Genomic DNA, 26,716 nt, shown 5'->3' on the forward strand with positions numbered 1-26,716 from the left:
CATTCACACCATTCATTTTTTCCTTAAATTTGCCAATCGGAAAATATGAAATGAAATTTTCATGAATTGAATTCAGTCTTATTTTCCAATATCTACAATTAATTCCTAATTTATGCTATCAAAAATAAACCCTATACAAACCCACAGCTGGAAAGTTCTTGATGAACATTTTGCCGATAATGATTTTGAACTGAGAGAGCTTTTTCAGGCTAATCACAATCGTTTTGAAGAGTTTTCATTGAAAAGAGAAAATTTCCTTTTTGACTATTCTAAAAATCTGATCAATTCTAAAACAAAACAGCTTCTATTAAATCTGGCTGAAGAATGCCAGCTTAAGGATGCTATCAACAAAATGTTTTCAGGAGATAAGATCAATGAAACAGAAGGAAGAGCAGTTCTTCATACCGCTTTAAGAGATTTTTCAGACAAAGAAATTTTGGTAGACGGAGAAAATATCAAGCCTCAAATCAAAAGAGTTCTTGATCATATGAAATCTTTCTCCGAAAAAATTATTTCCGGAACTCATAAAGGATTCAGCGGAAAAGAGATTACGGATATTGTCAATATAGGAATCGGGGGGTCTGATCTTGGACCTGTAATGGTTTGCTCGGCTTTAAAACATTTCAAAACAAGGTTAGATGTTCATTTTGTATCTAATGTGGACGGAAACCATATCGCAGAAGTCGTTAAAAATTTAAATCCGGAAACCACTCTCTTTATTATTGCTTCCAAAACGTTTACAACACAGGAAACCATGACGAATGCCCACTCAGCAAAAGACTGGTTTTTAAAGGCTGGAAAGCAGGAAGATGTTGCTAAACACTTTGTAGCTTTATCCACTAATGTTCAGGAAGTTAAAAAGTTCGGAATTGCGGAGGAGAATATATTTGAATTCTGGGACTGGGTTGGCGGAAGATACTCACTTTGGAGTGCTATCGGATTAAGCATTGTTCTTGCTGTAGGGTATGAAAACTTTGAACAGCTTTTAAAAGGAGCATTTGATACAGATCAACATTTCCAGACTGCCGAATTTTCTGAAAACATTCCTGTTTTAATGGGTCTATTAGGAATCTGGTACCGCAATTTCTATGCGGCAACAAGCTATGCTATTTTACCATATTCTCAATATTTAGACAGATTTGCAGCTTATCTTCAGCAGGGAGATATGGAAAGTAACGGAAAGTCTGTTGACAGAAACGGTGAATTTGTAGAATATGAAACAGGACCCATTATTTGGGGAGAACCAGGAACAAACGGACAGCATGCTTTCTATCAATTGATTCACCAAGGCACAGAACTTATTCCTGCAGATTTTATTGCGTATGCAAAAAGCAGCAATACAATTTCAGATCATCAGGATAAGCTTTTAGCCAACTTTTTTGCTCAGACTGAAGCACTTGCATTCGGAAAAACAGAAGAAGAAGTTGAATTAGAACTAAAAAAAGAAGGAAAATCTGATGAAGAGGTTAAAAAACTTCTCAACTATAAGGTCTTCCAGGGAAATACTCCTACTAACTCTATACTATTCAATGAATTAAATCCTTTTTCATTAGGACAGTTAATCGCTATGTATGAACATAAAATTTTTGTTCAGGGAGTCATCTGGAATATATTCAGTTTTGATCAGTTTGGAGTAGAATTAGGAAAGGTATTGGCCAATAAAATATTACCGGAACTTGAAAATAATGAAGCAATTAGCTCTCATGATAGTTCTACAAATGGTCTGATCAATTACTATAAAAGAAATAAGTAAATTTGAACTCAATATCTAATAAATTGTAAAAATGGCAGAAATTCTTGACGGACTAAAGATATCCAAGGAAATCAAGGCAGAAATCAAGGTAGAAGTTGAAAAGATCCTTGAAAGCAAAAGAAGAGCTCCACATTTGGTAGCTATCCTTGTAGGAAACAATGGTGCAAGTAAGGCGTATGTAAACAGTAAGGTAAAAGATTGTGAAGAAGTAGGATTCCGTTCCTCTCTTTTAAAATTTCCAAGTACTGTTTCTGAATCTGAGCTACTGGAAAAGATTGATGAATTAAATAAGTCTAAAGCTGTAGACGGATTCATTGTACAATTACCGTTACCAAAGCAGATTGATCAGGAAAAGATCATCATGGCAATTGATCCGAGAAAAGATGTAGACGGATTCCATCCTGAAAATTTCGGAAAAATGGCATTGGAAATGGCTACTTTTTTACCGGCCACTCCATTTGGAATTCTGACATTATTAGAAAGATACAATATAGAAACAAAAGGTAAAGACTGTGTTATCATCGGAAGAAGTAAAATCGTAGGAAGACCTATGAGTATATTAATGGGAAGAAAAGATTTTCCAGGAAATTCAACGGTGACACTTACACACTCTTATACTAAGGATATTGAAGAATATACTAAGAAAGCGGATATAGTGATTACTGCCTTGGGAGATCCTCATTTCTTAAAAGGAGATATGATCAAGGAAGGAGCAGTAGTAATCGATGTGGGTATTACAAGAGTAGACGACGATTCTCCAAAAGGATATCATCTTGCAGGTGACGTTGATTTTGACAGCTGTGCAGCAAAAGCAAGTTGGATCACTCCTGTTCCGGGAGGTGTCGGACCTATGACCAGAGCAATGCTGATGAAAAACACCATCATTGCTTACAAAACTTCAGTCTATAACGACTAAATTTAAAATGAACAAAGAAGAAGATATTTTATTAAAAGAAGGTAAAATGCTCCCCGTGATGGAGCATTTTTACACTCTTCAGGGAGAAGGAGCACATACAGGAAAAGCTGCTTATTTCATCAGATTGGGAGGGTGTGATGTAGGGTGCCACTGGTGTGATGTGAAAGAGAGCTGGGATCCGGAATTACATCCGCTGATGAATGCAGAAGAAATTGCAGAAACAGCAGCTAAGCATTGTAAAACAATTGTATTAACGGGGGGAGAACCGTTAATGTGGAATTTAGACATTCTTACATCCAAATTGAAGGAGTTAGGATGTACTATTCATATTGAAACTTCCGGAGCTTATCCTATGAGTGGACAGCTGGACTGGATTACACTTTCTCCCAAGAAAACAGGCCTTCCAAAAGAAGAAATTTACAGCAAGGCTCATGAGCTTAAGCTCATTGTGTTTAACAATCATGATTTTGCATTTGCTGAAGAACAGGCTGCAAAAGTTTCTGAAAACTGTAAACTATATCTTCAAAGCGAATGGAGCAAAAGGGATGAAATGTATCCTAAAATAACAGATTTCATTTTGGAACATCCTAAATGGCAGGCTTCTGTACAGACACATAAATATCTGAATATCCCATAAAAATATGTAGTTTTGTACTCTTCGTAACTTTCCAGACGACAGATGCAAAGAATTCGATATTCCAGATACCTGAAACTCATTATTATTTCGCTTGACCTGGGGGTTATAGCTTCTGTTTTTATATTCTTTTTTATTACAAGAAATAAAAATCTGGCTTATAATGAAGAAACATGGTATCAGAATATCTTTTCTTTGATTCTTCTCTTTTTATTTTGGATATTGCTAAGTGGAAGAACCAAAATTTATAATATTACAAGAAATCTTACTTATACTCTGTTTCTGGAGAGACTTTTAATTCATTCTCTTATTTTTATCCTCGGAGTTTTTCTGATCGGAAAAGTAAGCCGGAATGTATTTTTTAATTCGGATATCTATCGTTTAGGGACTTATCTGGTTTTTTTTATTTTCCTTATTAAATCCACCGTCTATTTTATCATCAAGTATTTCAGGTCACTGGGGATTAACCATAGAAACGTGATGTTTCTAAACGAAAATAATTCGACTGAAATATTAAAAAATATATTAGAAGACCGAAAGGATTACGGATATAAGATATTCACGTATAATCATCTGGAAATAGACAATGAAATATTAGTTGAGTTCTGGAAAAAAAATGGAATTCACACATTGTATCTTCCTATTGAAAATAACTTCACTAAAAAAACGGAAAATGAAATTTTCCAGTTAGCTGAAGATAATAAGGTACATATAACGCTGATCCCTAATATCACTCAAAGCGATTTCTTTCTTTATGACCTTGATTATATTCAGACGCACCCGGTTCTCAATCAGGCCCGGTATCCTCAGGATTACTACTTTAATTTTTTATTAAAGAGAACCTTTGATATCATATTTTCTTTTTTTATTTTAGTCTTTATATGTTCATGGTTATTCCCTGTTATTGCCATATTTATAAAAATAAGTTCTAAGGGTCCTGTTTTCTTTCTTCAGAAAAGGTATGGATTCCACGAAGAAGTGTTTACCTGCATTAAATTTAGAACTATGATTGTAAATGAGGATTCAGCAAAGAAAACAACCAGTGAAAATGATTCAAGAATTACCCGAATAGGGAATTATTTAAGAAAGACAAGCCTGGATGAGATGCCGCAATTCATCAATGTATTAAAGGGAGATATGTCTGTTGTAGGGCCACGACCTCATATGTTGGCTGTAGATGATTATTATAAACCGAAGATCGGGCGGTACAGTTTAAGAAGCATGGTGAGCCCCGGGATTACAGGTCTGGCACAAGTAAGTGGACTGAGGGGTGATTCTGGAAATGTGGAAATTGAAATGAATAAACGGATTCTGGCTGATGCTTTCTATGTACGGAACTGGAGTTTCGTATTGGACTTGGTCATTATTCTGAAAACTATTTTATTAGTAATAAGTGGAGATAAAAAAGCAAAATAAATAATGCTTTAATAAAAAAAGTCTAATTTTGCAGAATGTTAAAAAAGTTTTTTACAGCTGTAGGAGAATACATTATTCTTCTAGGTAAATCACTCCAAAAACCCCAAAAAATGAGGGTTTTCTGGAAACTTCTTATGAGAGAAATAAATGATTTAGGTGTCAACTCTTTCGGGTTGGTTATCTTTACCTCTATATTCGTGGGAGCTGTAGTAGCCATTCAAATGTTTAACAACTTTGATGCCTCTTCATTTCCTATTCCTCCTTCATTTGTAGGATATGCAACCAAAGCGGTTCTTGTTCTCGAATTCTCTCCTACCATCATCAGTTTGATCCTAGCAGGAAAAGTTGGCTCATATATTGCTTCAAGTATTGGGACAATGAGGGTTTCCGAACAAATTGATGCTTTGGATATTATGGGAGTTAATTCACCGAATTATCTGATTTTTCCAAAAATTATTGCCTGTATTATTTTTAATCCTTTACTTATTGCCATCAGTATTGTATTTGGTATAGGAGGAGGTTACATAGCGGGAATTTTGACCGGAAACTGGACAGAAAATGATTACATTGTTGGTATACAGATGTATATGCCCAATTTATTCATTTATTATGCATTTATAAAAACGGCTGTTTTCGCTTTTATCATCGCTACAGTACCTTCTTATTTCGGATATTTTGTGAAAGGGGGTTCATTGGAAGTAGGTAGAGCAAGTACTCAGGCTGTAGTTTGGACCATGGTATTTATCATTATTTCCGAATTAATATTAACCCAATTAATTTTGAGCTAAATGATTGAGGTAAAAGATCTTAAAAAAAGTTTTGATGACGTTGAAGTTCTTAAGGGTATTTCAACTTCATTTGATAAAGGAAAAGTAAACCTGATCATTGGGCAGAGTGGTTCCGGAAAAACGGTATTTCTGAAAAGTTTATTGAATGTTTATCAGCCTTCTTCCGGAGAAATCCTTTTTGACGGAAGAGACATCAATGTGATGTCCCGGGAAGAGAAACAACATCTACGGACAGAAATAGGAACTGTCTTCCAGGGAGGAGCATTATTTGATTCCTTGACGGTAGAGGAAAATATCATGTTTCCACTGGATATGTTTACTAATTTAACATACAGAGAAAAGAAAAAAAGAGCTTTTGAAGTCATCGGACGAGTACATCTGGATAAAGCCAATAAAAAATTTCCCTCTGAAATTTCAGGAGGAATGCAAAAACGGGTTGCCATTGCAAGAGCAATTGTTAATAATCCCAAATATTTATTTTGTGATGAGCCTAACTCAGGTCTAGATCCTTATACATCCAATGTAATCGATGATTTACTATTGGAAATTACCAAGGAATATAACACGACAACCATTATCAATACACACGATATGAACTCTGTAATGACGATTGGAGAGAAAATTGTATATCTGAGATTAGGAATTAAAGAATGGGAAGGAAATAAAGACATACTGATTACCGCAGGCAATAAAAATTTAATTGACTTCGTTTATTCTTCAGAGCTCTTCAAAGAATTAAGAGAGTATCTGCTTGAAAATAATAAATCTATTGAAAATACAATTACTAAAATAGACGATAATGAAAAAGATACTTAGTATAGCATTAATAGGATTTTCTATGTGGGCATCTGCCCAAATTTCACTGGCAGGAAAGGCCAACCTAATATTCCCGACAGGATCTCCTTCATGGAAAAATATAAAAGGGACTGTTGACCAAGCTGTGGAAGGAAAGGGTAAGAACAATGTGGGGTTCAATTTAGGTTTGTCATTAAAGGCATCCTTACCCGCTTCATTCTTCCTAATGCCGGAAGTATATTATACCCACTTTAAAAATGATTTTACGGACTCCAGCTCCAACACTTCTTTTGATATTAAAACCAACAGAATAGATGTTCCTGTTCTTATAGGACACAATGTACTTGGAAACATGTTAGGTGTATTTGTAGGTCCTGTTGCCAGCTTCAATCTGGATAAAGAAAAGAACTTTAACAATTTTAAGCAAATTTCAAAGGATGATTTTACCGTTGGATATCAGTTCGGAGCTCAGCTTGAAATTAAGAAACTGATTGTAAATGCAAAATATGAAGGAGCATTCAGTAAAGATACCCGAAAATTTATCAACTCCGTATCAGGTGATGAAGTGAGATATGATAACCGACCTAATTTATTTATGGTAGGTTTGGGTTATAAATTCTAAATATAAAAAAATAAAAAGTATAAAAAATCCTCAATTAAAATTGAGGATTTTTATTTTGTGCGTCGAGCTCTGCCTGACGTTTTGCTATTTCGGCAGCCTGTTTCTCAAGCTCCTCTTTTTCTTTTTGCAGTTGTTTAAATTCTTTTTTCTTCTGCTCTGCTTTTATAGCGCTTCCTTTACTCATATACCCCACCATTCCACCAATGATAAGGCCAATTCCAATACCTCCCATAATACCCATAATATGAGAAAGCTTAATTTGCTCTACTGCAAAGTCAGTTGTAAGATAAAATAACAGAGCAGATACAGCTAAAAGTACAAACCCTGTAAGTGATAAACTCTTCATAATCTTGTGTTTTAAAGTTAGAAAACTTCTTCAAATTTAATGAAAATTTACAGTTTACCACCTGCTGCTTTGTAATATTCCAATGCTTTCGGTAAATCTCTCTGAATATCAGAAATTCTGGTCTCAGGATTCGGGTGAGTAGACAAAAACTGAGGAGTTTTACTTCCTGTAGATGCGGCCTCCATTCTGTTCCAGAAAGGGATAGCTTCTCTTGGGTCATATCCGGCCATTGACATTAAATATAATCCCATTTTATCTGCTTCTGACTCCTGATTTCTTCCATATTTCAATAATGCTACCTGTGATCCTATCGGGTAAACCTCTTGAAAAATATTAGCCCACTGAGCATTAGAAATAGTACTTCCTAAAATAGCACCTCCATACTGTGCAACCATAGCTTGAGAAATTCTTTCATTACCATGACCTGCCAACGCATGAGACACCTCGTGCCCCATTACTACAGCCAATCCGTTATCATTCTTTGTCACCGGTAAAATCCCTGTATATACGGCCACTTTACCTCCAGGCATACACCATGCGTTTAATTCATTGCTTTGTAAAAGATTAAACTCCCACTGATAATTAGCCAGATCAGAAGATCTTCCTATACTCTGATAATATTTTTCTGCAGCTCCTTTTATTCTGCTTCCTATTGTTTTTACCTTATTGGCATCAGCTGTTCCTGTAATCACTTTGGAATCTGCAAGCGTTGTTTTATATTCCGTAGCAGACATTGTCAATATTTCAGAATTATTGGCCAGCTGCAAAGACGATCTCCCTGTAATAGGGTTAGTAGTACAAGCTGCAACCGATAAAACGGCTGCCCCAATTCCTAATAGGTGTGTAAATTTCATAGTCTATAATTATATTTATATTTCAAGGTTTACAATTTCTATTCCAAAAGGATTGATAAGCTATATATTTGCATACATTTTGCTATTTAAATTTAATAATTATTACGATCATGAAAAATCATATTGCCATATTCTTTGTTTTTGTATCAATTTTATTTTTTCAAAGCTGTTCTTCACAGAACACAACAGATTCAAAAACAGTAGATACTTTGATAAATTCAGGTGAGCTTACCTTTTTTGCCCAAAGAGCAAATCCTACCAATTATGATGTAATCAACATAATGAATTCAATTCCTAATTCTACTTCTACAAGGGTTTTAGACCTTAGTGGCGGTAATTACACAATTGAACTGAAAAAAGACAATCTGGAAGTTGTACTTCCTTATTTCGGAAGATTGTTTAATCCTTCTTTAGGAAATGTTGACAAAAATAGTTACAGATTTACCTCAAAAGATTTTACAGTCAGTAAATCTCAAAATAAAAAAGGAAACTGGGTAATTAAAATTAAACCTAATGATGTAAGTAATGTTTCTGATATTATTATGGAGGTATTTAAAAACGGAAAAGCCTTCGTATCTATGAGAAGTAGTGACAGACAACCTATTTCCTATGATGGATACATTTCGAATAATGAAATTCCTAAATCTTAAGTCTTATTTTTAGAAAGAAAATTTTCAACAAATAATTTTGCTTCGGTACTCGGATTTGAAATCAGTTCTGAAGCATTTTTTTTATGCTGAAGATAAGCATCTTCTACTGTAGCATCCTTTTTGATCATCGACAAAATATATTCCTGGACCCAATATTCATATCTTTTTTCTGACTGCTGTATTCTTACAGACTCAAAATTTCCGTTTTGTTTTTTTAAATTAATGAATTCATCAATTCTCTGATATAGCTCTTGCAGTCCTTCCTTCTGTAATGCAGATCCTAAAAGCACAGGAACTTTCCAGTCTTTTTCTTTGGGCGGAATAAAGTCCAGTGCTCTTTTAAGTTCAAGTCTTGTATTCTTAGCCTTCTGCCTGTTTGAATCATCTACTTTATTAATGAAAATGAGATCCAGCATTTCCATAATTCCTCTTTTTATTCCCTGAAGTTCGTCTCCGCCTCCAATAATTTTCAGAAATAAAAAGACATCGGTAATATCCGCAACCAATACTTCAGATTGCCCTACTCCAACGGTTTCTATAAGAATATAATCATATCCTGCAGCTTCACAGATGAGCATCGTCTCAAAAGTCGTGTTAGCTACTCCACCTAAAAATCCTGAGCTTGGGGAAGGGCGGATGAAAGCATTTTCTTCTTTGGCTAATTCTTCCATTCTGGTTTTATCACCCAGAATACTTCCTTTATTGATCGCAGAGCTCGGATCTATTGCCAGAACCGCAACTTTTTTATCATGAGAAATAGCAAGTCTTCCAAAGCTTTCTATAAATGTTGACTTTCCGGCACCGGGAACACCGGTTACCCCAACCCTGATAGAATTGCCTGTAAAAGGCATTATCTTCTTTAATAATTCTTCGGCTTGCTCTCTATGTTCCGCTTTTTTACTTTCAACTAAAGTAATGGCTTTTGCAATCAGACGTTTGTTGCCTGACCGTATACCATTCATAAGCTCTTCTGTAGAAAATTTCATCTATTCAAAAATATAAAAATAACCTTCAATATCCCATAGGAAGCCGCTTTAATTTTATTTCTTCTAAATTAAAACTAGCTTTCATCTCTTAAACGATAACAGTATTTCATTATTTTTGTTCATAATAAATCTATAATCATTATGAAAAAATTAATTGTATCATCGTTCTTTATTTCTATAGTACTCGCTTCATGTACACCTAAAACATCTGCTGTTACAGGGCCTGTGAATACTTCTGCAGAAAAATTAGCACAGGGAAAAACAATTTTCGATAATTCTTGCGGAAGATGTCATGATTTACCGGAACCTACTGCACATACTCCTGTACAATGGGTAGGAATTATGAATGCAATGGCTCCCAAAGCTAAATTGAATGATGAACAGCACCAGCTTGTTTATGATTATATTGTTTCAGTAAAAAAATAAATTCAAAATAAAAAAAGAAGACTTATTTAGTCTTCTTCTTTTTTATTCTGGTTTTCCCTTCTTTCATTTTATCTTTCAAAAATTTTTTTCTGTTTTCCAGAAAGTCTGTCATTGAATTATTATAGCTGAAACTCTTTGCTTCTTTCAAAAACTCCAATGCTTTTTTATATTCCAGCCTGATCTCAAAAAGCAGAGACTTATAATAAAGTATTTTTGACTTATCAATCCCTTTAAGCTTTAAAGAAAATTTAATAAGTTTTTCTGCCTCCTCAAGATCTTCATTATCTAAAAGACATTTTATATAATATTGGGGAGTATTAAGATTGGTAATATCACACTGCATCGCTTCTTCAAAATATAATTTGCCTTTCTCATAATCATTCAGCGTTTCACTATATATTCTTCCCATTAAACAAAGACTGTCTGCGTCTTCCGGATCATAAGACAATGCATAATTCAGTGCTTCCAGACACTCGGGAAGACAGTAAGGATAATTATCCAATGCTTCAAAATAATATTTATTTTTAGTTAAGATCATTTTTATAATTTTTTAATTCATTTTTCAAAGCGTTTCTCTGCTTTTTAAAAGACTTGTCCTGATGATTTTTTTTAAAATCAGTCCCGGAGAATGTACGGACGGGACTACCCCTTTTTACCTGAAGGTGATTGTTCCAGGTTTCCTGCATTCTTCTCTCTAATTGCTGAATATACTGAGCTGTCACTTTTTCTTTCAGTCGAGTAATAGAAAGCTTTTTATTCTCTAGCTGGGAACGTGAGTCCTGTGTAAAAACACTTAATCCTGTCGGAAGGTGAGTAGCACGAACTGCTGTATTTACTTTATTTACATTTTGTCCGCCACTTCCCTGGCTTCTCGTTGTCTGGAACTGAATATCTTTTTCATTAAAATCAATGGTTTCCAATTCTTCAATTTCAAAAATCCCAATAAACCAATTGCTTCTTTTATGCAGTTTCCGGAATGTACTTTTTCCGGTCCATGCAACCGTTCCTACCCAGTTTTTCAGGAATAGTGAAACTTTTTTTCCTTTTAAAAGGAGAGTTATTGATTTTAATGTCAGGTTTTCATCACCTTCCTGCCTATGAATAATTTCATAGTCTATCTTTTCCTGTTTTACTTCTTCGAGGAAGACCTTCAGAACTTTTGCTACTACCCACTGGCATTCCAAAGGCCCTCTTCCTGAAGTAATCTGTATTAATTTTTCCATTCTAATTTGGCATTTCACTTAACCGTGGATGCCCTACGGGATCAATTCTTTTTTCCAGTAAATCTTTTGCAGCCATTACCGCCCAGCATTTATCACTGGAGTGTATGTTCCTGTAAAATGAAAGTAAAACATCAGGTCTTACCACTGTAAAACCATTGATTTTAACCGTTTCCAAATCATTCCTTTCAAAGAAATCGATGGTAATCCTATGGGATTTTCCATGATCCGATTCTACAGTTTTCTCATATCTGCGAAAGTTTTCCTCACTGGGTAAATGATCATATCGTGTCCAGACTTTCTGAAAACCTTCCTGTTGGAGGATAATGATGACTTCTGCCACATTTTCTTTCTTTACAAAAATGTCTATATCCTTATGATCATGTGCATGTTTATACTCTGTATGTCCCGGTTCCGACATGAAATGCCATGCCCAACCTCCTGATAGAATGATCTTATCTTTCAGTTTTTCTAAAATTAACAGTCCACTGTCAATTCTGAATTCCGGCCAGGTTTCTCCGTATCTTTTTATATTATGTGGTGCTCCCATTTTCTTATTTTTTTATTTATCCATTCTTACAATTCTCGGTTGAAATGTTCCAAGAATATCCACCAGCTCATTCTGAGCATTCATGACTTCATTAATATCCTTATAAGCCATAGGTGCTTCCTCTGTATTCCCTCCCATCAATACGACATTCTTAAATTTTAATTCTTTTTTAATGTCATTTTGAGTGAATCGGTTTCTGCATTCTCCTCTTGAAAAAGCTCTTCCTGCTCCATGTGAAGCTGAATTTAATGATTCCGGATTTCCTTTCCCTTTTACTATGAATCCTTTTGCCGTCATAGAACCCGGAATTAATCCCAATTCATTTTCATTAGCCGGAGTCGCTCCTTTCCTGTGAACGATGACTTCTCTTCCGTTATGAACCTCTTTCCATGCAAAATTGTGATGATTTTCTATTCGGGCTCTTACTCTTCCCCCGATAGCTTTCACCAATCTTCTATGAATATCATTATGACAGGCTGAAGCATAATCTCCTGCAAGATTCATAGCTGTCCAGTATTCCAACCCTAAATGGGTATTCAGGTCTAACCAAGCAAACTGTTGAGCTTCTTTTGGTAAAGGACACTGTTCTCTTGCTACCCTGGAATAGTACTGGGCAATCTCTGCTCCCAGCCCTCTGGAACCACTGTGAGAAAGAATTCCCAAGTATTTTCCTTTCGCAAGTCCTATCTGTTCATCTTCTTCTGTGATTTCCACTTCTCCAAACTCCACAAAGTGATTTCCCCCTCCTGAAGTTCCCATCTGCTTAACCGCTTTTCCTTTTAATCTTCTCAACACCGGAATCAGATCAAATGTATCTCTGTCAAATATTTCATGCTCTGCATGTGACTTATGAGTTTCATACATCCCGAATTTGGTATGTTCGGCTAAAGCATTTTCATATTTATCTTTTGCTCCATCCAGATATGAAATTGGTGTATCCAGAATACTTAAACTCATTCTGCAACCTATATCCATTCCTACTCCGTAAGGAATTACAGCATTTTCTACAGCCAGAACTCCTCCGATTGGGAGCCCGTAACCACTATGAGCATCAGGCATTAAAGCTCCCTGAACCGATACCGGCAATTTCAATGCGGTATACAACTGATTTTTTGCTTCATCTGAAATCTGAGTTCCGAAAACCTGAAATGAGGCACGCTGTGTATTCAGCATTCTTTTTTCTGTTTTTTTGGAAGCAAGCAGCGCTTCTGCAATCTGCCCGAAGGTTAAATCCTTTTCATAATTTTCAGGATTAACCAGAATATCTTTTAAAAGAGATTTTACATAATGAATATTTTTTGTAGCAAAATTTCTTTTCATTACTTCCAAAGCAATTGTAATACTCTGGTTATTTGGATATCCTAATTTTAATATATCTTTTCCTTTAAGTTTTAAATTTCCCATTGTCTTTGTTTTAAATTTGATTCAGAACCTATAAGTCCTGAAAGCAATCCGCTAATTCCATTGCCGATTGCTGTTGACTGAAAAATTTTCCAGTCCCGATAGGCTTCGGATATTCTTTCTTAGAATTCCATCGATAAGATTTCCCTATTATCCTATTAGTAAGAATACCTTTTATCTTGTTTTTTGCCAGATGAGATGATAAATATTCTTCTTCACATTCCAGATCTGCATCTATCGGTTTATAATGAGTAATCATATTGGGCCTCACTCTCAGTACAAATCTCCAGGGCTCTATAAACTCATAATAAACCTTACGGGTTTTCCCTGCAAAACAATATTCCTCTTTTTTTATAAAACATTGTTTTTCTGCATCTGAAAGCTTAAGCTTTTCACTGTTCCATTCATACCAATAAATTCTCCTGAGCTTCTGTTCCCGGGCGACATATATCTTTTTACCCCATTTTCTTTTCTTCTTTAGAAACTTTCTGACTGGTGAATACATATTCGTATTAATCTTTCTTAGAAGCTCTTCAAAGAATTCTCCCTGCTTGGACCTTTTTACATCATCACGTACAACAAAAAATCTTACAAATCCTCTTTGATAGGGTTCTTCAAGTGGAATCCAGGGTATATTACATCTGATTATACAAAGCTCATTTCTTCGTTTATACTTTTGTCTTATCTGTTTTTCTATATCTTTTTTTATCGTTCTTTTTCTGCTCCGAAGACTTCTTAGTCGATAGAACAGAAGTTGATCATCTGCCATTTTATTTACATATTATTCATCAAAATTCTTATTAACTAAAAATTTAGTTAATAAATGTTTCTATCATCTGCTAAAGGATTTTACTTACAATCCGCTTTATTAAATGATAATCTGAATATGATTTTACAATCCTTTTCATGAATTTTCAAGACAGAGAATACATGATGGCTGAAACCATAGCAAAATGATAAATGACTTATTAAAAAGATTTCGGAAAAATTTAAATTTGAAATAGCGCGCAAAAAACCCGAAATCTGTACGACTTCGGGTTTTTGATATCTATAGTAATATTATTCTAAGAATGTACCAAACCACGAAGCCTTACCACCATAAGCGGTAACCCAACTGTAGAATTCTGAATCGTATTGAACATTGCTTCGTTGTTTTTTTAAATGGTTAAACTTTATTTCTTGGTGCAAAGATATATTATTTTTTTTATCCTTAAAATTTTTTTTTCAAAAAAACTCACCTTTCATCATACTGACCATCAGTTCTAGAGCACTTTCTGAGTGAAGCATCTCTGTATTATCAAGTGTATCTTCTGTGACTTTGGATGCTCTTTTCTTCATTTGTTCTTCATAACATGAAAGGGCTTCTTTTATTGTTTTAAAGTTATTATGGGTCAGACATTCAGCAAGTTCAAATGCATCTTGCAATGCCATATTAACACCTTCTCCAGCATAAGGAGGCATTCGGTGGGCAGCATCTCCCAACATAGTCAAACCTGGTAAAGTTTCCCAGGTCTGATCCAAAGGAAAATGATATTGAGGTCTTGCCATACACCATACCTCATCGCCGGAAAACAGTTCATTCCAACCCAGATTCCAATCACTAAATTCTTGTTTAAACCAATTGAATATGGATTGTTTATTTTTAAAATCAATCCCTGAATTTTCCGCCCAATTTTCATCTATTTTACATCCAGTATAAAAAGACAAACTTCCATCTCCTTTTGAGCTTAAAATAATAGATTTGCTGTTGTAAAAAGCACAAACTTTTCCACCTTTCACTAACTTGTTTAAGATAGGGGCATTTTTATCTGCATTGTAAATATTTCCCTCTAGAATAGTAACTCCTGAATAAATAGGAGAGATTTCAGTAACATATGGGCGTATCTTTGAATTTGCACCATCAGCGGCAATCACCAGGTCGGCATATTCGGAATTTCCATTTTTAAAATGAATAGTCCATCCATTACCGTTTTTTTCTAAAGAAGTGAAGTTACTATCCCAGACAACAGTTCCGGGTTTCAAAGAGTCCAACAGTATTTTACGCAGAGGACCTCTATCTATTTCCGGTCGATCTTCAGAGTATTCTTTATTGTGGTGATCATCATGAAAAATGTTCATATTTTGGTCAACAATTCTCATTTTCCCCGCATTCGGACGGTAGTTTGAATAGAAGACTTCTAAAAGTCCCGCCCTTTTTAAAGCTTCCAGACCAGATTCATCATGCAGATCCAAAGTGGCTCCCTGAACACGAACATCCTTATTATAATCCCTTTCATAAACTTTTATTTCTGAACCATTCAATTGTAGTAAACGAGCTAAGGTTAATCCACCAGGACCGCCCCCAATAATGGCTATTTTTTTGTTATTCAGTAACATATTTTATATTTTACGTTACAAAATTAGGCTTAAGATAAAGTGGAAAATTGTATAAATCGGTCGTTTTGATTTTTGAATAATTCTTTAGGAGAAACTCCTGCAAGTTTTTTAACTTCTTTAATAAAATGTGCCTGATCCGAAAAGTTCTTTTCCGGAAAAAGTTTTCCTTCTTTGATATGTCCCAAGGAAGCTCTGAATCTAAGGATATTACAGTATGATTTCAAAGATAATCCGAATTCCTTTGTGAAGTATCGATTTATCTGCCTGCTGCTCCAACCTATTTTTTCCGAGATATCGTTTATGGAAATATCTCCCTCACAAGCATATAATTCCCTGAAAAGTTTTCCTTTTCTAGGATCTAATTCTTTGGGGAGGGATTCAATAATTTTCTGAGACGAATATTCATAAAATACCTTAAAATCATTCAACATTTCTTTATGAAATCCCCAAAAGTTCTTATCAAGTATTTTTGCTTTTCGCAGAAGATCAGCAATTGGTTCTTTTAAAATATATTCTACAGCAGAAAGTTTAAAACTTATCGAAAACATTCTTGTTTTTGCTGGAATTACAATTTGATCCGGTAATGTTTCAATTCCTAAGAGGATAATATTAAAGGGATCTAAGGAAGAACGAGATAAAATAATATCCACTTTTCCATCAGGCAAAAGCACTACTTCTCTTTTTTTATCAGAATGGTTCTCCAACATCCAGAAGCTTTCTACAAAATCTGCGATTTCGTCAGGGGGGTGTAGACATTGATATTCAATCTGATCCATTATTATATTTTAATAAAAAACCTATAAAAAACACGAAACTTTTCATAGGTTAATATACTATAATTTTAATTTAATCTTTAGATCCTAAAGAATCCATTACTCTGTCCATTCCCCTGCTATTAGGTTTATAAACCCTTTCCGGATCAAGAAAATAAACACTATGCCTTGCCTTGGCGATAATTCCGTTATATACATCTTCAGGAAGATCGGCAACCGTTTTTTCTTCGCTGCTTTCCGGTTGTTTTTTGTATACTTCAATAGCTCCTTTTTCATTCAGAAAAGTTTTGGCTTTCTGAGCCTCTTCAAGACTGTCTGTATATACTACAACGTCATGATTACCCACACTTTCCTTACTGTATGCTGATAACAATTCTCCTTTTTTCACAAAAAGAAAGTCCCAAAAGCTTTTTGTTTTTTCATCTTCTTCATAGTTTTCAGAAGATGATCCTTCATGTAATTTCGATTTGGACACAATGACATCTGATTCATCAAAACCATGGTTCAACAAGTCTTTTTTCACTTCTTCCACATCTACAGATGCAGGAAATACTGATATTACTGTATAAGGCATAATAAAATTTTTATTCTTATAGTGCAAAAATCATACAGAATACCCCCTTATATTATTTTATTTTTCCTGATTTATGAAAGCTTTTAAAATATCTACGGCACATTTCGGCAAATTAGTTCCGGGACCAAAAATAAAGTCAGCTCCGTTATTGTAAAGGAACTCATAATCCTGTTGAGGAATAACCCCACCGACTACAATAGTAATATCATCGGCACCGAGTTTTTGAAGTTCTTCCACAACCTGAGGCACCAGAGTTTTATGCCCTGCTGCCAGGGAAGATATTCCTAGAATATGTATATCGTTTTCCACCGCCTGTTTAGCTACCTCTTCAGGGGTCTGGAACAAGGGTGCAACGTCAACATCAAATCCCATATCAGCAAAGGCCGTTGCTACAACTTTAGCTCCTCTGTCATGTCCATCCTGCCCCATTTTAGCAACCATTAATCTTGGACGGCGTCCTTCTTCTTCTTCAAACTGCTGAGTAAGATGAAGTGCTTTTTCAAAGTATTCGTTTTTACCTGCATTCATAGCATATACACCGGAAATTGTTTGAATATTTGCTTTATATCTTCCAAAGCTCTCTTCCATAGCATCACTCATTTCTCCCAAGGTCACCCTTCTTCGGGCAGCCTCAATACATAATGCAAGGAGATTTCCTTTTCCCGTTTTAGCGCTTTCCCTGATATCATTCAGGATCTGCTGAACTTCTTCATTATTTCTTTCTGCTTTTATAGTATTCAATCTTTCGATTTGTTTTCTACGAACTTCGGTATTATCGATATCCAGGATTTCTATTTCATCCTGTTTTAATGAAGATTTAAATGAGTTCACTCCAATAATGAATTCTTCCCCGCTATCAATTTTAGCCTGTTTTCTGGCAGCAGCTTCTTCAATTCTCATTTTAGGAATTCCGGCTTCAATGGCTTTAGTCATTCCTCCTTCCTGCTCTACCTCATCAATATATTTCATCGCTTCTTCGATCATCTGCTGGGTAAGGCTTTCTACCAAATTACTTCCTCCCATAGGATCTACCACATCACATATTCCACTTTCCTGCTGCAATATAATCTGAGTATTTCTCGCAATTTTTGCCGAATAATCTGTCGGAAGCGCTATCGCTTCATCTAAAGCATTGGTATGAAGGGACTGGGTCCCTCCTAATGCTGAAGATAATGCTTCAACAGCGGTTCTTGTAATATTATTAAATGGCTCCTGCTCCGTTAAAGACCATCCTGAGGTTTGGGAATGTGTTCTTAGAGCCAGAGATTTTGGATTCTGGGGATTGAACTGTTTTAAAAGATTAGCCCAGATATATCGTGCAGCTCTCATTTTAGCAATTTCCATAAAATGATTCATTCCGATAGCCCAGAAAAATGAAAGCCTGGGGGCAAAATCATCCACATTCATTCCTGCTTTGATTCCTGTTCTTACATATTCCAATCCATCCGCCAAAGTGTAAGCCATTTCCAAAACAGGAGTTGCTCCCGCTTCCTGCATATGATAACCGGAAATGGAGATTGAATTAAATTTCGGGATATTATGGGAAGTATATTCAAAAATATCAGCGATAATCTTCATGGATGGAGCCGGTGGATAAATATAAGTATTCCTTACCATGAATTCTTTCAGAATATCATTTTGAATAGTTCCTGAAAGCAGTTCCTGTTTTACGCCCTGTTCTTCTGCTGCCACAATATAAAATGACAGGATTGGAAGTACTGCGCCATTCATTGTCATAGAAACAGAGATCTGATCTAATGGTATTTCATTAAATAAAATCTTCATATCTTCTACTGAATCTATAGCAACACCTGCTTTCCCCACATCTCCTACCACTCTTGTATGATCTGAATCGTACCCCCTGTGTGTTGCCAGATCAAAAGCCACTGAAAGTCCTTTTTGCCCGGCAGCCAGATTTCTCCTATAAAAAGCATTAGATTCTTCTGCAGTAGAAAATCCTGCATACTGACGGATTGTCCAGGGTTTCTGCACATACATAGTGGAATAAGGTCCTCTTAAATAAGGAGCTATTCCCGGTACTGTATGAATTAAGGTTTTATTGAGGACGTCTTCTTCTTTGTAAGATGACTGAAGCTGAAGCCCGTCTTTTTCAAAACGATAAATTTCCGTTTCATTCCCAACCAGATTAAATTGAGGAGTTTTATTTTTAACTTCTCTTCTCATACTTTTCAGATTTATAGGTTGCTAAATTTACGTATTTTCAAATGAATATTTAACATAAAAAAAGCACCATTATTTCAGGTGCTTATCTTTTTTATTTCAGTTTTTTAATTCCCATTTCAAAGAGTGCGAATGAGATAAGATCTGCATTTTCACTTATGATCTGATCCGTTGCCCTACCGGCTCCGTGTCCGGCATTTTTCTCAATTCTTAAAAGGACAGGACGATCGCATGCCTGTTTTTCCTGAAGCTCAGCTCCAAATTTAAAGGAGTGAGCCGGTACCACTCTATCATCATGATCACTTGTAATAATCATCGTTGAAGGATAACATGTCCCCGCTTTTACATTATGAACCGGTGAATAGGATTTTAAATATTCAAACATTTCTTTACTGTCTTCAGCTGTTCCATAATCATAAGCCCAGCCTGCTCCTGCTGTAAATTTATTATATCTCAACATATCAAGCACACCTACTCCAGGGAAAGCCACTCTTGCAAGATCAGGCCGCATAGTCATTGTGGCTCCTACTAAAAGTCCTCCGTTTGATCTTCCGGAAAGTGCCATATATTCTTTGGAAGTATATCCTTTGGACTGTAGATATTCTCCTGCTGCAATAAAGTCATTGAATACATTCTTCTTCTTCATTTTGGTTCCTGCATCATGCCATTTCTTTCCGTATTCACCTCCTCCCCGGATGTTTGGAACAGCATAAATCCCCCCGTTTTCCATCCATATAGCATTTACTACGGAGAAAGCCGGCTGCAGGCTGATATTAAACCCTCCATATGAGTATAAGATAGTAGGATTTTTACCATCAAGTTTGATTCCTTTTTTATAGTTAATCATCATTGGAACCTCAGTTCCATCCTTTGATGTATAAAAAACCTGTTCTGAAATATAATCATCAGGATTGAATTTCACTTTAGGTTTTTGGTAAACTTCCGATTTTCCGGAATCTGCATTGAACTTATAAATTGTTCCGGGAGTAATGTAATTGGTAAACGAAAAATAAAGATCTTTTTCTTTTTTCTTTCCTCCAAGTCCGGAAATATTTCCTTTTCCGGGAAGTGAAATATCTCTTATCAACTTTCCGTTCTTATCATATTGTTTTACCTGATCAATAGCATCAATCATGTAAGTTGCAAAAAAATAACCTCCACCGGAAGAGACTCCCAATACATTTTCAGTCTGAGGAATTACATCTTTCCAGTTTTCCGGAGTTGGTTTTTGTATGTTTGTTTTTACCAGACGCATATTGGGAGCATCTTTATCTGTAAAAATGAAAAGGTCATCTCCTTCCGTATCTACTATATTGGCATTGATATCAAATCCTTTTACGATCTGAACAAAATCTCCCCCTTTCTTTAAGTCTTTGATATAAAGTTCATTCCCGTTTGTAGCATTTGCTGCTGAAATAATAAGATATCTCTGATCTTCGGAAACTCCGGCGCCAAGATATCTTCGCGGTGTTTTTTCTCCACCAAAAATAAGCTGATCTTCACTCTGTTTTGTTCCCAGCTTATGAAAATAAACTTTGTGTTTATCCGTCATCCCGGAAAGAACTGTTCCTTCTTTAGGCTTGTCGTAACTTGAGTAATAAAACCCTTCGTCTCCCAGCCATGAAATTCCACTGAATTTAACATCTACCAGCGTTTCATCGATTTGCTTTTTTGTTATTGCATCGATGATGATGATCTTATTCCAGTCACTTCCGCCTTCTGAGATTGAATATGCTGCTAAGTTTCCTTTCTTATTGAAAGATAACTGAGAAAGTGAAGTAGTTCCTTTTTCTGAAAATTTATTAGGGTCAAGGAACTCTTCAGTTACTTTGGTTTTATTGTTGGTTCTATATAAAACTGACTGAGCCTGCAATCCGTTATTTTTAGAATAGTATGTGTAATCTCCTTCTACGGAGGGAGCTGAAATTTTTTCATAGTTCCAGATCTCTGTCAATTGATTTTTAACCTGATCACGGAACGGGATTTTTGAAAGATAATTCTGGCTAAAGGAAACTTCTTCATCTACCCACTTTTTAGTCGGTTCGGAATCATTTTCCAGGTCTCTGTACGGGTCTGCTACAGATGTTCCGAAATAAGCATCTGTCTGGTTGCCTTTTAAAGCTTTAGGATAGTTCATTTTCTGAGAATAGAATGTTGCTGAAAACAATACTCCAGCTGTTAATACAATCGGTTTAAAATTCATACTAAACGGTTTTATCAAAAATACATAAATATATTAAATGAAAACCGGTGTAAGAAACACCATCAATTTGAAACAAAAAAATCCCGACAAATCGGGACTTTATATTGTTTAATTGAGTTTATTTTTAATAATTTTCTTCTTCTCCTTTCATTTTTTCTGCATTTTCCGCCATGATCACTGCATCAATCATTTCTGAAATATCTCCATTCATGTAAGCATCGAGATTATACATTGATTTATTGATTCTGTGATCGGTAACCCTTCCCTGAGGATAGTTATACGTTTTAATTTTTGCAGAACGGTCTCCCGTTGAAACCATTGTTTTTCTTTGGGCAGCAATATCTCCCTGAACTTCCTGCAGTTTAATATCATATAATTTGGCACGAAGCATTTCCATTGCCAGTTCACGGTTAGCTAACTGTGAACGTGCCTGCTGACATACGACTACAATTCCGGAAGGCTTATGGGTTAACTGAACTTTCGTTTCTACTTTGTTAACATTCTGTCCTCCAGCCCCTCCTGAACGGGAAGTCTGCATTTCAATATCCGCAGGATTGATTTCCACATCTACTTCTTCAGCTTCCGGTAGTACGGCAACTGTAATAGCAGAGGTATGAACCCTTCCCTGAGATTCTGTTTCCGGAACACGCTGTACACGGTGAACTCCTGATTCAAATTTCATGATTCCATACACACCTTCTCCTTCTACCTTCATGATTAATTCTTTGTATCCTTTAGCCGCTTCGTTGGAATCTGTAACTTCATGTCTCCATCCTTTTGTTTTAAAGTACATGGAATACATTCTGTAAATATCTTCCACGAAAATGGCAGCCTCATCCCCTCCTGTTCCTGCACGTAATTCTACAATAACATTTTTATCATCAGCAGGATCTTTTGGGATTAGCAACACTTTCAGCTCTTCTTCCAATCCAGGAATCTTTTCCTGAGCTTCCAATTTCTCCATTTTAGCTAAATCCGATAAATCCTTATCTGAACCATCTGCAATAATCTCATCTGATTCTTCAATAGTATCTAGAGCAGATTTATACTGATCATATACTCTTACAATTTTACCCAGATCACTATATTCCTTGTTCAGAGAAGAATATCTTTTCTGATCTGAAATTACATCAGGCTGAATAATAAGGTCTGCCACCTCATTATATCGTTGTTTTATAGCTTCTAATTTTGGAATTAATGATTTAGACATTGTAGAAATTTTGTGCCTGCAAAGATACGAAATTTTAAAAACCCTTTATAATTCCCTTTTAGAAAGTTTTATATCTATTCCGTATAAAATAACCCCAAATAAGACAATACCCATTCCGATAAGGCTTTCTTTTGGATTATTAATAAAAGTAAAGTATATGATATATGCACTGAAAAGAAGGAATATTGTTGGAAAAATATAAAATATATTAGATTTAAAAATCCTTCTTTGATTCTTTTTCAGAAAAAACACAGTGGATATAGATAAACTGGCAAATAGCTGAAGAAGAAACGCCGTATATACAAATATTTCTTTAAAAGTTCCGGAAAGAATAATGACAATAGCAATTACCGTATGGGCAAAAATAGCTCTTACAGGAATATTTCTTTTATTATTAACCGAGAGTGATCTCCATAAATAATTTTCTTTCGCAAAGGCCTGGGTTAGTCTTGAACCTACCCAAAGATATCCGCTTATGGTTGCAATCAATTGAAGTGCAATAAAAATATTAATCAGCTTACCTGAAGAGCTTCCCAACATATTTTTAGCAGCTTCAGCCATCACATCTTCCTTTCCTACCAACTGATCTAAAGGAGCATGTTTAAGCATGACATAATTAATCAATACATAAGCGACCGTCACAAAAATGGTACCTATTATTAAAGCTTTAGGAAGGTTATACTTTACATCCCTGATTTCTCCAGCTATATAAGATGCAGAATTCCATCCGGTATAAGAATAGGTAACAAATATTAATGATGTGGCGAAGGCCGGCATTGTTATTTCCTTTTTCCAGGTTGTATCAAAACTTAAACTGTTCCCTATCCCAGGCTCAGAAAGTCCAACTCCCGCGATCACAAGTATTACTATAAAAATAATCTTGATCAAGGTAAAAGAATTATGAAATCTGCTTGATGCCTTTAAACTAAATGATAATGACAGGGAAACAAGAACGATTATGAGTATGGCGAAGGTATTTCCAAAATCATAATTAAAAACCGAAAGGTATTTGGACATTGCCAATGCAGCGAGTGCTACCGGTGAAGAAAAACCTATAATCAGAGAAACCCAGCTCACCAAATATCCAAGCATAGGATGGTAGGTTTTGGAAAGGTAAATATAATCTCCTCCGTTTCCTTTAAAATAAGTACCCAATTCCGCATAGCAGAATGCTCCGAACAAAGCAAGCATCCCTCCGATTATCCATAACAAGATGATACTGTAAGTATTGGTAATATCCATCAGTTGAAAACCAAGTGTTGTAAAAACACCGGTTCCTATCATACTTGATACGACTATCGATGTGGCTGTCTTCCAACCAATTTTATGTGAAGGAGAATCACTCATTTATTTTTAAAAATTAAAATTAACTCTTCCAAAGAAATAACTTCCTAATGTTCCCATTTGTACAGGTGCATATTTAAATATGCCATAATATGAATTTTCATAGATCTGCAAATCCGGGAATACGTCAAATACATTGTTAGCACCTATGGTAAAGTTGATATGTTTTGATATATCATATCCTACACTGATGTCCGTAACCACCTTTGGAGAAAATTCCTGGATCCCTCCATATGGATATCCGTCTCTTATTACTTTTCCAAAATAAGTGTTTCTAACCAGGAAATTAAATTTACTGATACTGTAATTAAGTCCTAAACTAGCTTTTGTTTTAGGTGATAAGGATTCTATGATGTTGATCTGGTCAGGGCCGAAGAATTCTTCCCGAGTGGGTGTTAAATTTTCAGGAAAATGAAAAGAGGTAATTTTTGTTTCTGTATAATTTCCCGCCAAGCTGGCATTAAGCTTTCCTCTTCCAATATTCCAGTCATAGGAAACAACTAAATCCACTCCTTTTGTTTCTGTATCTACGGCATTAGCAAAAAACCTTCCACTTTCCACCCCATATTGTGCCAGTAAAGGATCTGTGATATTTCCGGTAATCACAATTCTGTCTTTTACTTTAATGAAATATCCGTCTAAGGTAATGAAAAGTTTACTTACAGGTTTAAAGGTTAATCCTGCACTTGCATTTAAAGAGGTCTCCTGTTTTAACTTATCAAATCCTAATGCCTTTGCTACCTCACTGTCATTTCTGAAAATTCCTTTGGTAACAATCCCTGACCCTGAAGTAGAGATATCTGCATAAGAGTTATTAAAATACGTCTGTTGTAAAGAAGGAGCTCTAAAGCCTGTTCCTGCTGCAGCTCTTACTGCCAGATTCTTAATGATTTCATATCTTACCGCTAATTTCCCATTGAGTGTATTTCCAAAATCTGAGTAGTTTTCAAATCTGGCAGCAGCATCTATATTTAATTTTTTATTCAGATCAAATGAAACATCTGCATATACCGCACTTGAATTTCTTGTTTTTCTCAGAGCATTATCCGGAGAAAAGCCTGTAAAAGACTGGGAACCACCGGCGCCGAGCACCTGTGAAGATTCTGTTGCAGGGTTTCCGTAAATATCATATTGGGTATACGAAGCTTCCTCTCCCTGTTTGATCTGATATTGTTCAAACCTAAACTCCCCCCCCAATGCCAGATTAAAATATTTACTGAGCTTCTTGGAAATATCCAGATTAATAGTATTTTGTAAGAAACTGTGAGATCCTGCATAAAAACTTGTAGGAGAATTTATACCTAACGAAGCATTATTGGTATTACTTACGTCATATTCAAATATATTAGTCCCGAAAGTATTGCTTAGATCAAACATCCATTGATTCCAATCATATTTTACTCCAACAGCATAAGACATATCGTAGATTCTGGATCCTAAGACAGGTTGAAATCCGTTGGGATATAAAGCGGAAACTACATTTGACGTTTCACTCGGAAGTCTTCGAAAACCATAGCCTTCTCCTTCTTTTATACTAAATCCTCCAAAGCTGTATAGTTTTAAACTGGAGTTAAAGGGGTATTCAGCATTAAAAAACAACTGCCCCTGTTTTATTTCTGCATCTCCAATCTGAAAGTTAAAATAATCCCGCGTAAGACCTCTCTCATTAATGATGGCATCATCGTTCGCTCTTGCAGCAGCAGGATCATCAGCAAAGTCATAGGCAAAATTATCTCCGAAAATATCTAAGTTATGATTCTGAGTTCTGGTTGTTTTTCCTCTGTAGTTAAGCTGCAAAGATAGATTTACAAACCCCTCATCATTCCCCAAAGAAGACCCATAATTAATTCCTGCCTGATAGGTTTCTCCGTCATTACGCCCTGTAAGCCCATAGGTAGCACTTGCTGTAAGCCCTATATCTTTTTTAAGAATAATATTAATAACCCCGGCAATAGCATCTGATCCGTATTGTGCCGCAGCTCCGTCTCTTAGCACTTCAATCCGGTCAATGGCAATAACTGGAATTGTACTAAGGTCCGTTCCTACAGAGCCATTTCCTACAGTGTTCTGATAATTGACCAAGGATGTGGTATGCCTTCTTTTACCATTCAGGAGAACCAAAACCTGGTCCGGTCCCATACCCCTCAGAGTTACCGGATCAATATGTTCCGTTCCATCGGAAGAAGACTGTCGCACAGAGTTAAAAGAAGGGATAATATAATTTAAAATATCCTGTACGGTAGTTTGTGGTGAAGATTTCTGTATTTTATCGAGATTTACGACATCTACAGGAACAGGCGTATTTACTTTTGTCCTGTTCGCATTACGGCTTCCCACCATTACAATATCTTCGATCTGTTTTTCTTTTTCCTGAGCCCACAAAAGAACTGTACTGAAAAACAATATACTTACACTAATTTTCTTCATTTCAGATGTTATCCTAATCAATAATTTATTATAAAAATTTAAAGCATAGAAGATCATTAAGAAGAATTGGAATGTGATTTTATCTTCCCCATTGGGTTGGAATTAGCACCTTTACAATAAATGAAAATGTAGGTTGCTAAGGTTTCTCCGGGCCAAATCCCTCCACCTTTCTCAATAAATCTACCGCAAAAGTAGACTATTTTTTAAAAGAAATGAAAAAAATAATTGAAAAACCAATTGTCTCAAGTTTATTTTATAGACACTTCAGTCA

The 26,716-nt window shown here is 35.5% G+C and carries 25 protein-coding genes and 1 riboswitch; of the genes, 9 read left to right on the forward strand and 16 right to left on the reverse strand.

Annotation, left to right across the window (positions count from 1 at the left end; genetic code table 11):
* Positions 1-112 precede the first annotated feature (112 nt).
* Genes pgi through Q0A18_RS07925 form a run of 7 tightly spaced genes read left to right on the forward strand, consistent with a single transcriptional unit; the run spans position 113 to position 6,924 of the window.
* A complete protein-coding gene (pgi, locus tag Q0A18_RS07895; RefSeq protein ID WP_292009605.1) occupies positions 113-1,753 on the forward strand; it encodes a glucose-6-phosphate isomerase in 1,641 nt (546 codons plus the stop codon).
* Between the two features lie 31 nt (positions 1,754-1,784).
* Positions 1,785-2,669, forward strand: coding sequence for a bifunctional 5,10-methylenetetrahydrofolate dehydrogenase/5,10-methenyltetrahydrofolate cyclohydrolase (locus Q0A18_RS07900; RefSeq protein WP_292009606.1), 885 nt, complete (start codon positions 1,785-1,787; stop codon positions 2,667-2,669).
* Positions 2,670-2,676: 7 nt separating this feature from the next.
* Positions 2,677-3,306, forward strand: coding sequence for a 7-carboxy-7-deazaguanine synthase QueE (locus tag Q0A18_RS07905; RefSeq protein WP_292009607.1), 630 nt, complete (start codon positions 2,677-2,679; stop codon positions 3,304-3,306).
* Between the two features lie 42 nt (positions 3,307-3,348).
* Complete coding sequence (locus tag Q0A18_RS07910; RefSeq protein ID WP_292009608.1) at positions 3,349-4,719, forward strand: exopolysaccharide biosynthesis polyprenyl glycosylphosphotransferase; 1,371 nt, start codon at positions 3,349-3,351, stop codon at positions 4,717-4,719.
* 35 nt (positions 4,720-4,754) lie between these two features.
* A complete protein-coding gene (locus Q0A18_RS07915; RefSeq protein WP_292009609.1) occupies positions 4,755-5,507 on the forward strand; it encodes an ABC transporter permease in 753 nt (250 codons plus the stop codon).
* Positions 5,508-6,323: an ATP-binding cassette domain-containing protein gene (locus Q0A18_RS07920; RefSeq protein ID WP_292009610.1), complete on the forward strand. Its 816-nt coding sequence runs from the start codon at positions 5,508-5,510 to the stop codon at positions 6,321-6,323.
* Positions 6,307-6,924 carry an outer membrane beta-barrel protein gene (locus tag Q0A18_RS07925; RefSeq protein WP_292009611.1) on the forward strand — a complete coding sequence of 206 codons (618 nt, stop codon included), beginning with the start codon at positions 6,307-6,309 and terminating at the stop codon, positions 6,922-6,924. Before Q0A18_RS07920 ends, Q0A18_RS07925 begins: the two co-directional genes overlap by 17 nt.
* Before the next feature lie 34 nt (positions 6,925-6,958).
* Here the strand turns inward: Q0A18_RS07925 and Q0A18_RS07930 are convergent, their stop codons facing one another.
* Both Q0A18_RS07930 and Q0A18_RS07935 read right to left on the reverse strand, forming a co-directional pair.
* Positions 6,959-7,270 carry a hypothetical protein gene (locus Q0A18_RS07930; protein WP_292009612.1) on the reverse strand — a complete coding sequence of 104 codons (312 nt, stop codon included), beginning with the start codon at positions 7,268-7,270 and terminating at the stop codon, positions 6,959-6,961.
* Between the two features lie 47 nt (positions 7,271-7,317).
* Positions 7,318-8,124, reverse strand: coding sequence for a M48 family metallopeptidase (locus Q0A18_RS07935; RefSeq protein WP_292009613.1), 807 nt, complete (start codon positions 8,122-8,124; stop codon positions 7,318-7,320).
* Between the two features lie 110 nt (positions 8,125-8,234).
* On the opposite strand from Q0A18_RS07935, the gene Q0A18_RS07940 reads away from it, so the two are divergent.
* Positions 8,235-8,774, forward strand: coding sequence for a DUF4251 domain-containing protein (locus Q0A18_RS07940; RefSeq protein ID WP_292009614.1), 540 nt, complete (start codon positions 8,235-8,237; stop codon positions 8,772-8,774).
* On the opposite strand, the gene meaB is transcribed toward Q0A18_RS07940, so the two are convergent.
* Positions 8,771-9,760, reverse strand: coding sequence for a methylmalonyl Co-A mutase-associated GTPase MeaB (meaB, locus tag Q0A18_RS07945; RefSeq protein WP_292009615.1), 990 nt, complete (start codon positions 9,758-9,760; stop codon positions 8,771-8,773). The genes Q0A18_RS07940 and meaB overlap by 4 nt on opposite strands.
* A 141-nt stretch (positions 9,761-9,901) precedes the next feature.
* Between meaB and Q0A18_RS07950 the strand changes: the two genes are divergently transcribed.
* Complete coding sequence (locus Q0A18_RS07950; RefSeq protein WP_292009616.1) at positions 9,902-10,186, forward strand: cytochrome c; 285 nt, start codon at positions 9,902-9,904, stop codon at positions 10,184-10,186.
* A gap of 22 nt (positions 10,187-10,208) precedes the next feature.
* Here the strand turns inward: Q0A18_RS07950 and Q0A18_RS07955 are convergent, their stop codons facing one another.
* From Q0A18_RS07955 to Q0A18_RS08015, 13 genes are all read right to left on the reverse strand, one after another.
* Positions 10,209-10,724 carry a hypothetical protein gene (locus Q0A18_RS07955; RefSeq protein ID WP_292009617.1) on the reverse strand — a complete coding sequence of 172 codons (516 nt, stop codon included), beginning with the start codon at positions 10,722-10,724 and terminating at the stop codon, positions 10,209-10,211.
* Complete coding sequence (prfH, locus tag Q0A18_RS07960; protein WP_292009618.1) at positions 10,711-11,409, reverse strand: peptide chain release factor H; 699 nt, start codon at positions 11,407-11,409, stop codon at positions 10,711-10,713. The genes Q0A18_RS07955 and prfH overlap by 14 nt, the downstream gene beginning before the upstream one ends.
* A 1-nt stretch (position 11,410) precedes the next feature.
* Positions 11,411-11,956 carry a hypothetical protein gene (locus tag Q0A18_RS07965; RefSeq protein WP_292009619.1) on the reverse strand — a complete coding sequence of 182 codons (546 nt, stop codon included), beginning with the start codon at positions 11,954-11,956 and terminating at the stop codon, positions 11,411-11,413.
* Positions 11,957-11,968: 12 nt separating this feature from the next.
* Complete coding sequence (locus tag Q0A18_RS07970; protein WP_292009620.1) at positions 11,969-13,360, reverse strand: RtcB family protein; 1,392 nt, start codon at positions 13,358-13,360, stop codon at positions 11,969-11,971.
* A 28-nt stretch (positions 13,361-13,388) separates the two neighbouring features.
* Positions 13,389-14,126 (reverse strand): hypothetical protein, encoded by a 738-nt coding sequence (locus Q0A18_RS07975; RefSeq protein ID WP_292009621.1) that lies wholly within the window; start codon positions 14,124-14,126, stop codon positions 13,389-13,391.
* Positions 14,127-14,581: 455 nt separating this feature from the next.
* The gene (locus Q0A18_RS07980; RefSeq protein ID WP_292009622.1) at positions 14,582-15,733 is read right to left on the reverse strand and encodes an NAD(P)/FAD-dependent oxidoreductase; all 1,152 of its coding nucleotides are present in this window, start codon (positions 15,731-15,733) and stop codon (positions 14,582-14,584) included.
* Positions 15,734-15,762: 29 nt separating this feature from the next.
* A complete protein-coding gene (locus tag Q0A18_RS07985) occupies positions 15,763-16,509 on the reverse strand; it encodes an AraC family transcriptional regulator (RefSeq protein WP_292009623.1) in 747 nt (248 codons plus the stop codon).
* A gap of 70 nt (positions 16,510-16,579) precedes the next feature.
* Positions 16,580-17,080, reverse strand: a complete 501-nt coding sequence (locus tag Q0A18_RS07990) for a hypothetical protein (RefSeq protein ID WP_292009624.1) — start codon at positions 17,078-17,080, stop codon at positions 16,580-16,582.
* Positions 17,081-17,137: 57 nt separating this feature from the next.
* A complete protein-coding gene (scpA, locus tag Q0A18_RS07995; RefSeq protein WP_292009625.1) occupies positions 17,138-19,264 on the reverse strand; it encodes a methylmalonyl-CoA mutase in 2,127 nt (708 codons plus the stop codon).
* A 91-nt stretch (positions 19,265-19,355) separates the two neighbouring features.
* Positions 19,356-21,464, reverse strand: coding sequence for a prolyl oligopeptidase family serine peptidase (locus Q0A18_RS08000; protein WP_292009626.1), 2,109 nt, complete (start codon positions 21,462-21,464; stop codon positions 19,356-19,358).
* Positions 21,465-21,588: 124 nt separating this feature from the next.
* Positions 21,589-22,674, reverse strand: a complete 1,086-nt coding sequence (gene prfA, locus Q0A18_RS08005) for a peptide chain release factor 1 (protein WP_292009627.1) — start codon at positions 22,672-22,674, stop codon at positions 21,589-21,591.
* 45 nt (positions 22,675-22,719) lie between these two features.
* Positions 22,720-24,021 carry an amino acid permease gene (locus Q0A18_RS08010; protein ID WP_292009628.1) on the reverse strand — a complete coding sequence of 434 codons (1,302 nt, stop codon included), beginning with the start codon at positions 24,019-24,021 and terminating at the stop codon, positions 22,720-22,722.
* 6 nt (positions 24,022-24,027) lie between these two features.
* The gene (locus Q0A18_RS08015) at positions 24,028-26,445 is read right to left on the reverse strand and encodes a TonB-dependent receptor (RefSeq protein ID WP_292009629.1); all 2,418 of its coding nucleotides are present in this window, start codon (positions 26,443-26,445) and stop codon (positions 24,028-24,030) included.
* 76 nt (positions 26,446-26,521) lie between these two features.
* Positions 26,522-26,626: riboswitch (SAM riboswitch) on the reverse strand.
* Between the last annotated feature and the right edge of the window lie 90 nt (positions 26,627-26,716).

Origin of the sequence: Chryseobacterium sp., assembly GCF_022712095.1 — a bacterium.
Classification (GTDB): domain Bacteria; phylum Bacteroidota; class Bacteroidia; order Flavobacteriales; family Weeksellaceae; genus Chryseobacterium.